Consider the following 14,435-nt stretch of genomic DNA (forward strand, 5'->3'; position numbering starts at 1 on the left):
GCCAAGAAGCCTCCCCGACCCCACGATGTCTCTGTTAGAAGTCTCCAACCTCCGCATCCGCCTGCAGACGCACCGGGGCCCCGCCGATGCCGTGCGCGGCGTGAGCTTTTCGCTGGCGCGCGGTGAAACCCTGGGCCTGATCGGCGAATCGGGCTGCGGCAAGTCCATCACCGCCATGTCGCTCATGGGCCTGCTGCCCGAGAGTGCGCAGGTCACCGGCAGCATCCGCTTTGATGGGCAAGAGCTGGTGGGCCGCACCGATGCACAGATGTGCAAGATGCGCGGCAATCGCATTGGCATGGTGTTCCAGGAGCCCATGACGGCCCTGAACCCCGTACACACCATTGGCCGCCAGGTGGCGGAGCCGCTGCGCCTGCACCGGGGCATGAATGCAGCAGCCGCACGCACCGAAGCGATTGCCTTGCTGGACCGCGTGGGCATCCCCAACGCCGCACAGCGCTTTGACGCCTACCCGCACCAGTTCTCGGGTGGGCAGCGCCAGCGCATCACCATTGCGATGGCGCTGGCCTGCGGGCCCGACCTGCTGATTGCCGACGAGCCCACCACGGCGCTCGACGTGACCATCCAGCAGCAGATCCTGGACCTCATCAGCGACCTGGTGGCCGAGCGCAACATGGCGCTGATCCTCATCTCGCACGACCTGGGGGTGATCTCGCAGAACGTTGACCGCATGATGGTGATGTACGGCGGCAGCGTGGTCGAAAGCGGCTCCACCGCCTCGGTCTTCTCGGCCATGGCCCACCCTTACACACGCGGTCTGTTCGCCGCCCGGCCCCACCTGGGTGCCGTGCACGCGCCCGGGCAACGCCCTCGCCTGTCCACCATTCCGGGCACGGTGCCCGAGCTGGTGGACCTGCCCGCAGGCTGCCCGTTTGCAGGGCGCTGCAGCTACACGGTGGATGACTGCCACCACAAGCAGCCCGAGGCCACGCTGGTGGCCACCGATGCCGACGGCGACCACCTGGTGCGCTGCCTGCGGCGCGAAGCCATTGCCGAGGCGCAGAGTGCGGACGTGGTCAACATCATCGAGGTGGCTGCATGACCCAGGCACCCCACACCACCGTCGCGCCAGCCACCGCGCCGCTGCTCCAGGTGACCGACCTGGTGCGCGAATACACACTGCCCCGCGAGCACCTGTTTCGCCCGCAGGGCAAGGTGCATGCGCTCAACGGCGTGAACTTCTCGATTGCCTCTGGCCGCAGCCTCGGCATCGTCGGCGAATCGGGCTCGGGCAAGTCCACCCTGGCACGGCTGGTGATGGCGCTGGATGCGCCCACCTCCGGCACGGTGGAGCTGCTGGGCCTCAACCTGCACCAGTTGCCCGCCGAGCAGCTGCGCCAGGCGCGCCGCGATTTTCAGATGGTGTTCCAGGACCCGTATGGGTCGCTGGACCCGCGCCAGACCGTGGAGCGCATCGTGACCGAACCACTGCAGGCGCAAGGCCAGACCACGCGCGCCGAGCAGCGCGAGCAGGCCGCCCAGGTGCTGTCGCAAGTGGGCCTGCGCACCAACGACCTGGGCAAGTACCCGCACGAATTCTCTGGCGGCCAGCGCCAGCGCATCGCCATTGCACGCGCCCTCATCACCCGGCCCCGCCTCATCGTGGCCGACGAGCCTGTGAGCGCGCTCGACGTGTCGGTGCAGGCCCAGGTGCTGAACCTGATGCAAGACCTGCAGCAGCAGTTCGGCATCACCTACATGCTCATCAGCCATGACCTCGCGGTGGTCAACCACCTGTGCGACGAGGTGGTGGTGCTGTACCAGGGCCGCATCGTGGAGCGCGGCTCGCCGGGCGAGCTGTTCCGCAACGCGCAGCACCCGTACACACAGTCGCTGGTGGGCGCCGTGCCGCAGGTGTTGCCCGGCCGCGCGCGGGCGCGCCGTGCGGCAGCCGTTGCGGCAACGGCAAAAACCGCATAACCACATGCAGGTGTGATGGTGTAAAAAGCTTCTTTCCTCCCCGGTAACAAATTGCACCGGGGGTCTTTATGGTTGTTGTCTGGTTTTTTGTCTGGAGAGTCCGAACATGCTGAACCGCCGTACCGTCCTTGCCACTGGCGCCATCGCCGCTGTGCCCTTGACCACCTCGCTTGGCGCCCTGGCGCAAGGCCGCAAAGATGCGGTGACGCTGGCGATGACGCTGGAGCCCCCAGGCCTGGACCCCACCGCCGGTGCGGCCTCTGCCATCGCCGAAATCGTTCAGTACAACATCTTTGAGACGCTCACCAAGATCAACCCCGACGGCAGCGTGTCGCCCCTGCTGGCCGAAAGCTGGGAGGTCTCGCCCGACCTCAAGACCTACACCTTCAAGCTGCGCCGTGGCGTGAAGTTCCAGAATGGCGAGCCCTTCACCGCTGCGGCCGTCAAGTTCTCGTACGACCGCGCAGGCGGCGAGAAGAGCACCAACAAGGACAAGCGCACTTTTGCCGGCATCACCACCCAGGTGGTGGACGACTACACCGTGGTGCTGCTCAACAAGGAGATCGACCCCGACCTGCTGTTCGTGCTGGGCCAGGCCACCTCCATCATCGTGGAGCCCAAGAGCGCCGACACCAACGCCAACAAGCCCGTGGGCACCGGCCCCTACCAACTGCAGGCCTGGAACAAGGGCTCTTCAGTCGTGCTCACTGCCTGGGACGGCTACCGCGACGCCAAGGCCATCAAGATCAAGCGCGCGACCTTCCGCTTCATCTCCGACCCCGCAGCCCAGGTGGCCGCCTTGCTGGCCGGTGACGTGGACGCCTTTCCCCGCGTCACGCCACGCAGCGTGGCGCAATTCAAGGCCAACCCCAAGTTCCAGGTGGTGGTTAGCGGCTCGCGCGCCAAAACCATCGTGGCCATCAACAACGGCAAGAAGCCGCTGGACGACGTGCGCGTGCGCCGCGCCATTGCCGCAGCCATTGACCGCAAGGCCGTGATCGAAGGCGCGGGCGACGGCTACGGCGCACCCATCGGCAGCCACTACGTGCCCGGCGCGTTTGGCTACGTGGACACCACGGGCGTGAACCCCTACGACCCCGAGAAGGCCAAGAAGCTGCTGGCCGAGGCCGGCATCAAGACGCCGCTGGAGCTGACCATGACGCTGCCTCCCACGCCTTACGCCCGCCAGGGCGGTGAGGTGGTGGCTGCCCAGCTGGCCAAGGTCGGCATCATCGCCAAGATCCAGAACGTGGAATGGGCGCAGTGGCTCAGCGGCACCTACGGCAGCAAAAACTACGACCTGACCATCATCAGCCACGTGGAGCCCTTTGACCTGGGCAACTTTGCCAAGCCCGACTACTACTGGGCCTACAACTCGCCCAAGTTCAACGACCTGTTCAACCAGATCAAGAACGCCGCCCGCCCCGCCGACCGCGCCAAGCTGCTGGGCGATGCGCAGCGCCTGCTGGCCAACGATGCGGTGCACGCCTTCCTGTACTCCAACCAGTGGATCACGGTGGCCAACAAGAACCTCAAGGGCCTGTGGAAAGACATGCCCGTGTTCGTGAACGACATCTCCGCGCTGTCCTGGTCCTGACAGCCACGCGCCGCAACGCGGCGCGTGCAGGAGTCAAGACTCCTAAAACAATAGCTGCCAGCGCTTTATCCACTAGCGCTTGCGGCCTTTTTTATTGATAAACATCGCTACGGCGACCACCCACCCCGCCATGACCGAACTGCACGACCTGCCCGCCCACGACCTGATTGCCGCCTACCGCCAGCGCAAGCTGTCACCGGTCGAGGTCACGCAGTCCGTGCTGGCCCACATTGAACGGTGGGAGCCCCACATCAAAGCCACCTACCTGCTGCGCCCCGAGGCCGCCCTGGCCCAGGCCCGTGCCTCCGAGGCCCGCTGGCTGCGCGGCGAGCCCAAGGGGCTGCTCGACGGCGTGCCCAGCACCATCAAGGAAAACATTGCCACCGAAGGCGACCCCACCCCGCTGGGCACGGCCGCCGTCGAGCTGGTGCCCGCCGCAGCTGACGCCCCCCCCGCCGCCCGCATGCGCGAGGCCGGTGCCGTCATCGTCGCCAAGACCACCATGCCCGACTACGGCATGTTGTCATCCGGCCTGTCCACCTTTCACCCGCTGTCGCGCAACCCCTGGGACGTGAGCAAGGGCCCGGGCGGCTCCAGCGCCGGCGGTGGCGCGGCGGCCGCTGCGGGCTATGGCCCGCTGCACATCGGCACCGACATTGGTGGCTCGCTGCGCCTGCCTGCCAGCTGGTGCGGCATCTTCAGCCTCAAGCCTAGCCTGGGCCGCATCCCGATTGACCCGCCCTACACCGGCCGCGCCGCCGGCCCCATGACCCGCACCGTGGCCGACGCCGCGCTGATGATGCAGGTGCTGAGCCAGCCCGACGCACGCGACAGCATGAGCCTGCCCTACCAGGACATCGCCTGGAGCCAGTTCAACAAGGGCGCAGAACGCCTGCGCGGCCTGCGCATCGGCCTGCTGCTGGATGCAGGCTGCGGCCTGCCGGTAGACCCCGAGGTGAAGGCCGCCGTGGAGCGCGCAGCAAAACTCCTGGAAGCCGCCGGCGCCACCATCGTGCCCATGGTGCCCTTCATGACCCAGGCCATGCTCGACGGCATGGACCACTTCTGGCGCATGCGCTCGCACATCGACCTGCAGGCCCTGCCTGCGGCGCGGCGCGACAAGGTGCTGCCCTACATCCGCACCTGGGCCGACAGTGCCGCCGGCATGAGCGGCACCGAGGTCTTCACTGCCAGCCACCAGTTCCACCTGACGCGCGTGGCCGCCGTCAAGGCCTGCAGCGCGTTCGACTATGTGATCTCGCCCGTGGCGCCCAACGTCGCCTTCCAGGCCGAGCTGCCCTCGCCCACCAACGACCCGCTGCGCCCGCTGGAACACATCGGCTTTACCGTGCCGTTCAACATGTCCGAGCAACCTGCGGCCTCGGTCAACTGCGGCTACACCCGCGCTGGTTTGCCCATCGGCCTGCAGATTGCGGGCGCACGTTTTGACGACCTGGGCGTGCTGCAGGTGGCGCACGCGTTCGAGCTGATCCGCGAACCCCAGCGGGCGTGGCCCCAGCCGCCTGCGGCATAACCCTGCATCTGTCGTGCGTTGTTGTTGGTAACCTTGGGGGATACGCTCTGACGCTGGCACCACCGCTGGAGCCCCCACCTCACAAACCACCATCCCACCACCGCATGGACATCATCATCCTGGCGATCCTCATCGCCACCGGCACCTTCATGCTCAACGCCAAAGAGCAGCGCAAGCGCATTGCGCTGCTGGGCAAACACCTGGCCAACTACCAGATCGAAAAGCTGATGGAGGCGCTGACCGACGGCTACCTGCGCGCCCTGGGTGAAAGCACCGACGAGCGCCGCAGCCAGATCTGGAGCCTGCTGAGCACCACCGAGTCGCAACTGAGCGAGCAGTTCAGCCGCTTTGCCGCCGACTTTGCCAAGGTGGACGAAGCCCACGCCCGCGTCAGCCGGCTCTCCGTGCCGATCCCGTTTGCCGACAAGCTGCTGCCCGCCATGACCTTTGACGTGCGTCGTGCGCTTGCCATCCACGCGCGCGGCATTGCCCATGTGGTGCAGAACACCAGCCACCTGTCGCCCAAAGACCGCGCCTACATGATGACGGCCGAGCTGTTTCTGATGCAGCACACCTGCCACTGGTACTGCAAGTCCAAAACGGTGGCCAGCGCCCGCATGCTGGCGCGGCACCAGACACCGCACGAACAGCTCGTCGCTTCCGTTTCAGCCGAAACCCGCAACGCCTACCTGACCTTGATCAACGGCGGCTGAGCCCAGCGACCCAACAATGCCCCATGCCATCCTCCACGCACACCCGCATGACCGACAGCCTGGGCAACGCCATCACGCTGCAGGACGAAACCAGCGCGACAGCGCTGAATGACTTTGTAGAAGGCTTCATCGCCTGCGAAGCCCGCGCAGTGAACGTGCTGAACGCGGCGGCCGACACCAGCCCCATCGTTCAGGCCAGCTGCGCCGCGCTGCACATGTTTGCCGAGTCGGCCGACGCCCCGCGCAACGCCCGCCCCTTCATCGACCAGGCCCTGGCCCGCGCCACAGAGGCTACCGAGCGTGAGCAACGCTTTGTGGCCGCCGTCGCCGCCTGGGTGGATGGCGACCTGCCCCGCGCCATCGCACTGCACGAGGAGCAAGCCCGCCTGCACCCGCGCGACCTCGCCTCCCTCAAGCTCGGCCAATACCATTTGTTCAACCGGGGCGACTCGCCCGGCATGCTGCGCCTGGCGCTGCAGGCCCTGCCCGCAGCGGCCGAGGTGCCCTACCTGCACGGCATGCTCGCCTTTGGCTGGGAGCAATGCCACCGCCTGCAAGAGGCCGAAAGCGCCGCACGCCACGCCATCACCCTGTGCCGCAAAGAACCCTGGGCCCACCACGCGCTGGCCCACGTCATGCTGACCCAGGGCCGCATCCGCGAAGGTACCGACTTCATGGCCAGCGTGGGCGACACCTGGACGGGCCTGAACTCCTTCATGGTCACGCACAACTGGTGGCACCAGGCGCTGTTTTTGCTGGAGCAGGACCGGCACGCCGAGGTGCTGGCGCTCTACGACAGCCAGGTCTGGGGCGTGGTCAAGGAATACACCCAGGACCAGATCAACGCCGTGTCACTGCTCGCCCGGCTGGAGTTGGCAGGCGTGGATGTCGGTGACCGCTGGACCGACGTAGCCAACCACCTCGCGCAACGCCTTGCCGACCATGTGCTGCCCTTCCTGGACCTGCAATACCTCTACGGCCTGGCCCGCGCCGGGCGGATGGAGGCAGCACGCACGCTGCAACAAGGCATCGAGGCCCACGCCGCCACCCGCACCGAGGCACACGAGCGCACCGTGTGGCAACAGGTGTGCGTGCCCGCCGCCCACGGCCTGCTGGCGCATGCGCAGGGCGACTGGGCGACGGCCGTGGAGAAGCTGGGCGTGGCCCTGCCCCGGCTGGTGGAGATTGGCGGCAGCCATGCGCAGCGGGATCTGTTTCACCAGATCTGGCTGGATGCGCTGCAACGCAACGGGCAGTGGGCGGCGGTGCAGAACGTGTTGCAGCCGTTGGTGAATACGCAGCCGGAGTCGGTGCGGTTAGCGCGACAGGTGAGGGTGGTGAATGGGGTGTTGGGGTTGACGGGGGAGTGACTTCAAAGGTACCGACTCAATAGTCAAAACAATGACACCATCTGATCAAATCGCGACCTTTGCCGCAGCTATTGCACTGGGATCCGCAGCGGTCTCCGTGTTGGCCATCTATATCCCTTGGAAAAATACGCACGACGTTGAGCTTTTCAAGGAGGCCGTACTTGCCCTCGAACGGGCGTACCGATCCCTCATGCTCGGAGCACAGCCGGATGGTCGGCCCGCACCCGATCGACTCAACTGGCTCACCTCTGCAAGACATATCCAGTCTTACAAGTCACTGAAGTCTCTGCTTAAGACGGATCTGTATCGCAGGTTGTGCGCTGAGCATGAAGAACACTGGCGCCAGGAGTTCTACTTGAGGGTTGCCAAGGATAGGATTTATCACATCTCCTACTACGAGAGCGGTCCCATCGAACCTCGTTCGGCAATCGTTATTCACGGCTTTGCTGCGTGGCGAAGCGATAGACAAGACCCGATCGAAACCATTGATTTCGAGTCGCTTTATCAGGAGTCAGATGTTCTGACGGGAAACCATGGTCTACGCGACTACTTGGCAAAGTTCCCACAATTCAGCGGCAACCTCTAGCGAGTCAGACGTAAGCGCACTGACGTCTCACGCAACCCTCACCGCACCACCAACTTCGTCTGGTCATACACCGGCTGCTCCGGTAAATCCGCCAGGTGCCGAACGTCGGCCCAGTCCAGCACTTCCACGGCATCGCCGCTCACCCGCACGCGGTTGAGCCCTGCATTGGGGATGTCGCTCTGGCGCGGGCCGTCCAGCCCCGTGCCACGTGCCGTGCGCCAGATCATGTCGAGCACGCCGCCGTGGGTGACCACCATCACGGTCTGGCCGCTGTGCTGCTGGGCGATGCGATAGACGGCGTCCATCACGCGGGTGTGGAACTGGCGGGTGGTCTCGCCGCCGGGCATGCCGTAGTCGGCTTCAAAGCGCAGCCATTGGTTCCAGGCATCGGCGTGTTCCTGCTTGACGTCGTCCACGCGCTTGCCGTCCACCACGCCAAAGTTTTGCTCGCGCAGGGCGCTGTCGGTCAGCGTGTCGATGCGGGCCTGGGGGAACAGCACCTGCAGGCTGGGCGTGGCGGTCTGCTGGGTGCGGATGAGGTCGCTGCAGATGAGGTGGTGCACCACGGGGCGCTCTGCAGCCAGGCGCTCGGCCAGGCGGCGGGCCTGTTCGTGGCCAGTGGCGTTGAGGGGCACATCCACGTGGCCCTGGAAGCGCAGTTCGCGATTCCAGTCGGTCTCTCCGTGGCGGATCAGAATCAATTCAGTCATACGTGCCATTATCGAATGTACACACAGCATTGCAAGCTCTTTTGCCCGCAAGCGCTTATGCAATAAGCGCTGATAGCTATGTTTTTTATAACAGCCGACTGTCCACCACCCGCCGTGCGGCCCGTCACCGCATGGGCACGACCAGTACCTTGCGGCGCGGCTGGCAGCCGGGGCCTTCGTGGGGTGCGCTGTCGCGCTCCCAGCCCGGGCCGGGCGAGGTTTGTGCACACACGCGCTGGCCATCGACCAGGCTGCGCCAGTAGTACCAGGGGGCGGGGGCGGCCTGCAGCAGCAGCGGGGCCAGCAAAACCAGCGCGAACCAATGGCGGGGGGCGAAAGGCATGGGCAAACAAAGCATCCAACGTGTCCCGCCCATGCTACGCAGCCTGCGGCGGGCCGATGCCTGGAAAAGCGGCGGAATCGTTGGTCAGGGCTTGTCCGCGGTGACGATCCAGCCTTCGAGTGGATCGAGCCCCGGCGGCAGGCCGTAAAGCGCGTCGCCCTCGGCATGGCGCTGCTGGGCCCAGGCGGCCTGCAGCAGGCACAGCACGGCGTCCAGGCTGTCGCCGCTGGCGTCCTGCACCAGCGCATCGCGCTGGGCATGGCTGAGCTTGAGGCGCAGGCCGAGGTGGGTCTGGCCCAGCTCCAGCGCGTTGACCAGGTCTTTGCGGGCGATGAGGCGGTCGGGGGTCTGCTTGGCGCGGTCGTCGCTTTTGTAGCTGCGCCGCTGCAGCACTTCGCGCGCGAGCAGGCCGGGGTAGGCCTCCAGCGCCACGCGGCGGGGGTCGCCTGTGTGCAAGCCGGGCAGGTGCACGCCCGCGTCCAGCAGCCGCGGCAGGCCCGCGTGCAGCATGTAGGCCACTGGCGGGTTCACCCATTTCATCGAGGGGCTGGAGCCTGCGGGCCCGTCGGTGGCGCGGTGGGCAAACTTGCCGCCCACGGGGCGCGCGTCGCAAAACGCCGCAAACTGCGCGCGGATCTGGTCGCGGCTGAGGCCGCGGTAGTGCTGCATACACGCCGGCCAGTCAGTGGGCCAGCCCAGCGCCTGCACCAGCTCGCGCGGCAGGCCAAAAGGCAGGTCGAACCCGCCCACCCAGTCGCCGGGCTGCGCCAGCCACTGGCCGAACGCGGCCAGGGTGTCGAACGGCTGCAGCGTGGTGAGCGACACGCGCGCGCCCTGGCGCTGGCCCAGCGCCAGCACGATGGGTTTGCGCCGCGTGGGGCTGCTGGAGAAGTCGCAGCCCAGCAGCAGGGATTGTGGTGCGGCGGCGGTCATCCCAAGGCCAGCGCCGTGACGCCTGCCGCAATACACAGCGCGCCAAAAATGCGCGCCACGCGGTCACCCTCGCCCAGCAGGTGCCCACCAATCAGCGCTGCAAACAGCATGGACACCTCGCGCGCCGGGGCCACGTGCGACAGGGGCGCCTGCTGCATGGCATACAGCACCAGCACATAGGCCACCGGGCTCACCACCGCCACGGCCAGGGCAAAACGCCACTGCGCCAGCCACAGGGCGCGGGCGGTGGGCAGGTCGCGCAGCACCACGGGCGCCAGCAGGCCCACACGCACAAAGTTGCCCATGTAGTCCACCAGGATGGGCGACATCAGCAGAAACTTGACCGCATAGCCATCGACCACCGTGTAGCTGGCTATGAAGGCGCCCGTGAGCAGGCCGTACAACATGCCCTTGTGCACCCGCGCCCGCGCGGCAGGGTCGTGCGCGGCGCGCAGCAGGCCCGGGCCACCCGCGATCAGAAACACGCCCCCCACCACGCCCACGATGCCCAAGGCACCCAGCGCCGAGATCTGCTCGCCCAGCAGCGTGATGGCCACCAGCGACGACAACAGCGGCCCCGAGCCGCGCGCCAGCGGGTAGACCACCGTGAGGTCCGCCACACGGTAGCCGCGCAGCAGGATGACGAAGTACGCCACATGCAACAGCCCGCTGGCGGCCACGAAGCCCCACTCCACCGCACCCCACTGCGGCACCGCGTCGCGCCCCAGGTACCAGCCCAGCGGCGCCCAGACGACCATCATGATCACCGAGGTGAAGAACGCAAACCGCGAGTCCCCCCCGGCCTTCTTGGCCACGATGTTCCAGCACGCGTGGATGAGGCCGGCGAGGATGATGAGGGCGAAGGCGGTGAAGGTCACGGGTCAGAAAGAGAGAGGGCTTGAATGCAAAAAGCCGCAGCCCCTGTGGGCTGCGGCTGCAATGACGGGTTCAGGACAACAACGAAAAGTGGGGTGATTGGCGTAGCGAGCGGCCTCAGCCTGGGTGGAGGAACGCAGCCGCACTCCCGTGCGGCGAGTACCGCATGCCCGGGATCAGGCCGCGCAGTAGCCAAACGCCCCGCTTTTCAAGCTCGGCCGATGATGGAGGCGGTGGCCATCAACTCTTCAAGCAGCGCAAACGACACCTTGCCCGATACCGCATACGGGTCCAGTTCGGGCTTTTCGGAGTATTTGAGCAGGATGGAGTGGTTGATCTTGGACAGGTTGACTTGCCCCATGGTCCAGCCGCCAAAGCGGCGCTCGGCGATTTCTTCGTAGTGCAGCAGCTCCACGTTCTTGTGGCGCGTGTCCTTCTGGATGTGGCCATACAACTCGCTCACGGCGGAGCGCCCACCCTCGATGGCTTGCAAAAACACGCCGCCGCCGTAGCACAGCACGCCGGTGATGCCGCTGCCGGGGTTGTGCTGGCGCGACTGCGTCAGGATGGCTTCAATGGCGGCGGGCGAGGTATCGACCGCGCGACTGGCGTAAAGCAGGCGTACCAGCATGGTCAGTTCTTTCCAGGGATGAGGGACAAAAATTCACGGCGCAAAGCGCTGTCCTTGAGGAACACGCCACGCATGACCGAGTTGATCATGCGGCTGTCGTTGTCGCGCACGCCGCGCCAGGACATGCAGAAGTGGCTGGCTTCCATGACGATGGCCAGGCCGTCGGGCTGGGTCTTTTCCATGATCAGGTCGGCCAGCTGGACCACGGCTTCTTCCTGGATCTGGGGGCGGCCCATGATCCAGTCCACCAGGCGCGCGTATTTGGACAGGCCGATCACGTTGGTGTGCTCGTTGGGCATCACGCCGATCCAGATCTTGCCGATGACAGGGCAGAAGTGGTGGCTGCAGGCACTGCGCACGGTGAGCGGGCCCACGATCATCAGCTCGTTCAAGTGCTCGGCGTTGGGGAACTCGGTGATGGGCGGCTGTGCCACGTAGCGGCCGCGGAACACCTCGTTGAGGTACATCTTGGCCACGCGGCGCGCGGTGTTGTTGGTGTTGTGGTCGCCCTGGGTGTTGATCACCAGGCTGTCGAGCACGCCTTGCATCTTGACCTCGACCTCGTCGAGCAGCTTTTCCAGCTCGCCGGGCTCGATGAATTCGGCAATGTTGTCGTTGGCGTGAAAGCGCTTGCGCGCGGCGGCAAGGCGTTCTCGGATCTTGACGGAAACGGGCGTGCCTTCGTCCGGTGAGGTGGGCGTCATATCGGCGGCAGGTTGGCTGGACATGGCTGGCATCGTACCAGCGAACCCAGTTTGATCAATTACAAGGGTTTTAGGCAGCAAGCGCTAGTGGAATATGCCTGAGCAGCTATCAATAAAGTAGCAAGCTCGATTGAAACTCTCTCAATACCGCTTGCCCGTCACCCACAGCGCCAGGCGCATGAGACCAAACGCCACGCGGTCCAGCACCCGCTGGCGCAGCGGGCGGCCGGCATAGCGCGCCGGGTCCATGCGGCGGCCCGCGTGCTGCATGGCGTGCACCAGGCGCTGGCGCAGGTCGATGGCAAAGGCGGCGTCTTCCACCACCACATTGGCCTCGCGCGCCAGCAGCAGCGAGAGCGGGTCAAGGTTGGACGAACCCACCGTGGCCCAGGGCCGGTCGCCCTGCGCATCGATGACGGCCACCTTGGCGTGTAGAAAGCTGGGGGCGTACTCGTAGATCTCGACCCCCGCCTCCAGCAGCGCGCCATACACGGGGCGGGCTGCGTGGTACTGCATGAAGTATTCGTACCGCCCCTGCAGCAGCAGGCGCACGCGCACGCCCCGGCGCGCGGCCATCACCAGCGCGCGGCGCAGCTTGCCGCCGGGCATGAAATAGGCATTGGCAATGATGACCTCGTGCCGGGCTGCGCCGATGGCGCGGCGGTAGGCCTTCTCGATGCGGCTGCGGTTGCGCACGTTGTCGCGCAGCACCAGGGTGGCGCGCACAGGCGGGCCTGCGCCGGGGTCGCCGCCCTGCTCCGCGTGCCGTGCCGCGCTGGCCGCGCGCAAGGCCTGCAGGGCCTCCGGCAAGCGGCGCTGGCGTGCATCGCGCACGGCCTGCATGCGCCACCAGAGCTGGTCCATGGTGTCGCTGGCCGATGCCACCAGGCTGCCCGTGGCCCGCACGGCAAAGTCAAAACGGGGGGCCTCCAGCGCGCCGTGGTTGGGGTCGTGAAAGTCGTCCAGCACATTGATGCCGCCGCAAAACAGCACCCGCCCATCCACCACACACAGCTTGCGGTGCAGGCGCCGCCAGCGGTGTGGCAGCAGCAGCCCCAGCGGCCCCAGCGGCGAATACACGCTGCACAGTACCCCGGCGGCCTGAAACTGATCGGCCCAGGCCTTGGGCAACGCACCCGTGCCCACGCCATCGACCACCAGATGGGTGCGCACGCCGCGCGCTGCAGCGCGCATCAGCGCCTGGGCCACGGTGGCTCCGGCGCCGGTGAAGTCAAAGATGTAGGTCTCGAACTGGATGTCCGCCATCGCAGCATCCATGGCCTCGGTGAGCGCCGGAAAGAACTCCTCGGCGCCTTGCAGCAGTCGGACCTGGTGGTCGTCGGCGGGCCCGGTGCCCGGGGTCTGCGCAAAGGGCTTGCGCCTCATCCCGTCACCCCGCTACCGCGCACACCCCGGCAGCGCCTCACAGCCGGAACTCCGCGATCAGGGGCAGATGGTCCGACATGCGCCACCAAATGCGGCCACGGGGCACCTGCAGCGACAGCGGCGTGAGCCCACGCGCGTACACATGGTCCAGCTGCGCCAGCGGCAGGCGTGCGGGGTAGGTGAAGGTGCGGGGCGCATCCCATTCATACAGGCCAAAGCCTGCCAGCATGCGCTTGAGCTGCTGCCCCCAGTCGTTGAAGTCACCGGCCACCACCAGCGGCGTACCGGGGGGCACCTCGCGCTCGATGAAGCCCTGCAGGCGCTCGACCTGGCGGATGCGGCTGCCAGGGATCAGGCCCAGGTGCACCACGATCACGTGCACGTTGCGGCCCTGCACATCCACCTCCACATGCAGCAGCCCGCGCTGCTCGAAACGGTGGTCCGAGATGTCTTCATGCTGGTGCCCGATCACCGGCCAACGGGTGAGCAACGCGTTGCCATGTTCGCCGTGTTTGGTGACCGCATTGGTGCGATACACCGCCTCGTAGCCTTCGGGGGCCAGGAACTCGGCCTGCGGCAGATCAGGCCAGCGCTGAAAGTAGGCCGCCTCGCGCCGGTGCAGTTTGCGCACCTCCTGCAGGCAAACGATGTCGGCGTCGAGCTGCTCCACCGCCAGGCCCAGGTTGTGAATCTCCAGCCGCCGCGCGGGCCCGATGCCTTGCACACCCTTGTGGATGTTGTAGGTGGCTACGCGCAGGATGTCGTCGTGTTGCATGGTCCTAGGAGGGGTAATTGAACGCGCTCGCCAGCGCCGCGATGGGTGCGCCAGGCAAGGCGCGAGGACGCGGCGGGCTCATGCCCGCAAGAAGGAGCAACGCCGCATGGCGCGCCGAGCGCGGTGCTGGCGAATGCGTAGCGTGCCCACTCGACAAGCGAACGTCAACGAAGCAGCGAGAGTCAGTATCCATGAGGCGCCCTTGAAAACGGCAAGCGGTCAATTGCCGCTCCTAGGACTGGAGATTGTGTCGCAAGCCGTGGTAGCAAGGGGTTTGCCCGACGCAGGCAGGGGGCGGCAGCGCTTTACACTGGAGACTCCAACATTTTGAGCACG

The 14,435-nt window shown here is 66.4% G+C and carries 15 protein-coding genes; 7 read left to right on the forward strand and 8 right to left on the reverse strand.

Features of this window, described 5'->3' with window-relative positions:
- The first annotated feature begins 25 nt into the window (after nt 1-25).
- The 7 genes from C8C96_RS22195 (at nt 26) to C8C96_RS22225 (ending at nt 7,741) form a co-directional block, all read left to right on the forward strand.
- Entirely contained in the window at nt 26-1,063 is a 1,038-nt protein-coding gene (locus C8C96_RS22195) for an ABC transporter ATP-binding protein (RefSeq protein WP_108499513.1), read from the forward strand.
- On the forward strand, nt 1,060-1,941 hold the full coding sequence (locus tag C8C96_RS22200; RefSeq protein ID WP_121943666.1) for an ATP-binding cassette domain-containing protein: 882 nt from the start codon (nt 1,060-1,062) through the stop codon (nt 1,939-1,941). The genes C8C96_RS22195 and C8C96_RS22200 overlap by 4 nt, the downstream gene beginning before the upstream one ends.
- Before the next feature lie 106 nt (nt 1,942-2,047).
- Complete coding sequence (locus C8C96_RS22205) at nt 2,048-3,538, forward strand: ABC transporter substrate-binding protein (protein WP_121943667.1); 1,491 nt, start codon at nt 2,048-2,050, stop codon at nt 3,536-3,538.
- Between the two features lie 130 nt (nt 3,539-3,668).
- A complete protein-coding gene (locus C8C96_RS22210; protein WP_121943668.1) occupies nt 3,669-5,072 on the forward strand; it encodes an amidase in 1,404 nt (467 codons plus the stop codon).
- Nucleotides 5,073-5,176: 104 nt separating this feature from the next.
- Entirely contained in the window at nt 5,177-5,785 is a 609-nt protein-coding gene (locus C8C96_RS22215; protein WP_015012762.1) for a hypothetical protein, read from the forward strand.
- A gap of 23 nt (nt 5,786-5,808) precedes the next feature.
- Nucleotides 5,809-7,155 (forward strand): tetratricopeptide repeat protein, encoded by a 1,347-nt coding sequence (locus tag C8C96_RS22220; RefSeq protein ID WP_121943669.1) that lies wholly within the window; start codon nt 5,809-5,811, stop codon nt 7,153-7,155.
- 31 nt (nt 7,156-7,186) lie between these two features.
- A complete protein-coding gene (locus C8C96_RS22225) occupies nt 7,187-7,741 on the forward strand; it encodes a hypothetical protein (protein WP_121943670.1) in 555 nt (184 codons plus the stop codon).
- A 38-nt stretch (nt 7,742-7,779) separates the two neighbouring features.
- Here the strand turns inward: C8C96_RS22225 and C8C96_RS22230 are convergent, their stop codons facing one another.
- The 8 genes from C8C96_RS22230 to C8C96_RS22265 form a co-directional block, all read right to left on the reverse strand.
- Nucleotides 7,780-8,451, reverse strand: a complete 672-nt coding sequence (locus C8C96_RS22230) for a histidine phosphatase family protein (RefSeq protein ID WP_121943671.1) — start codon at nt 8,449-8,451, stop codon at nt 7,780-7,782.
- A 124-nt stretch (nt 8,452-8,575) separates the two neighbouring features.
- Nucleotides 8,576-8,794, reverse strand: a complete 219-nt coding sequence (locus C8C96_RS22235; protein WP_121943672.1) for a hypothetical protein — start codon at nt 8,792-8,794, stop codon at nt 8,576-8,578.
- Between the two features lie 84 nt (nt 8,795-8,878).
- On the reverse strand, nt 8,879-9,727 hold the full coding sequence (locus tag C8C96_RS22240; RefSeq protein WP_121943673.1) for a DUF429 domain-containing protein: 849 nt from the start codon (nt 9,725-9,727) through the stop codon (nt 8,879-8,881).
- The gene (locus C8C96_RS22245) at nt 9,724-10,605 is read right to left on the reverse strand and encodes a DMT family transporter (RefSeq protein WP_121943674.1); all 882 of its coding nucleotides are present in this window, start codon (nt 10,603-10,605) and stop codon (nt 9,724-9,726) included. The genes C8C96_RS22240 and C8C96_RS22245 overlap by 4 nt, the downstream gene beginning before the upstream one ends.
- A gap of 206 nt (nt 10,606-10,811) precedes the next feature.
- Nucleotides 10,812-11,234 (reverse strand): BLUF domain-containing protein, encoded by a 423-nt coding sequence (locus C8C96_RS22250; RefSeq protein WP_056060427.1) that lies wholly within the window; start codon nt 11,232-11,234, stop codon nt 10,812-10,814.
- A gap of 2 nt (nt 11,235-11,236) precedes the next feature.
- The gene (gene folE, locus C8C96_RS22255; RefSeq protein WP_056060424.1) at nt 11,237-11,962 is read right to left on the reverse strand and encodes a GTP cyclohydrolase I; all 726 of its coding nucleotides are present in this window, start codon (nt 11,960-11,962) and stop codon (nt 11,237-11,239) included.
- A 117-nt stretch (nt 11,963-12,079) separates the two neighbouring features.
- Nucleotides 12,080-13,324, reverse strand: coding sequence for a cardiolipin synthase ClsB (gene clsB, locus C8C96_RS22260; protein WP_121943675.1), 1,245 nt, complete (start codon nt 13,322-13,324; stop codon nt 12,080-12,082).
- Between the two features lie 37 nt (nt 13,325-13,361).
- Nucleotides 13,362-14,099, reverse strand: a complete 738-nt coding sequence (locus C8C96_RS22265; RefSeq protein WP_099731073.1) for an endonuclease/exonuclease/phosphatase family protein — start codon at nt 14,097-14,099, stop codon at nt 13,362-13,364.
- Between the last annotated feature and the right edge of the window lie 336 nt (nt 14,100-14,435).

It is taken from the genome of Acidovorax sp. 100 (assembly GCF_003688355.1).
In the GTDB taxonomy this organism is placed as follows: domain Bacteria; phylum Pseudomonadota; class Gammaproteobacteria; order Burkholderiales; family Burkholderiaceae_C; genus Acidovorax; species Acidovorax delafieldii.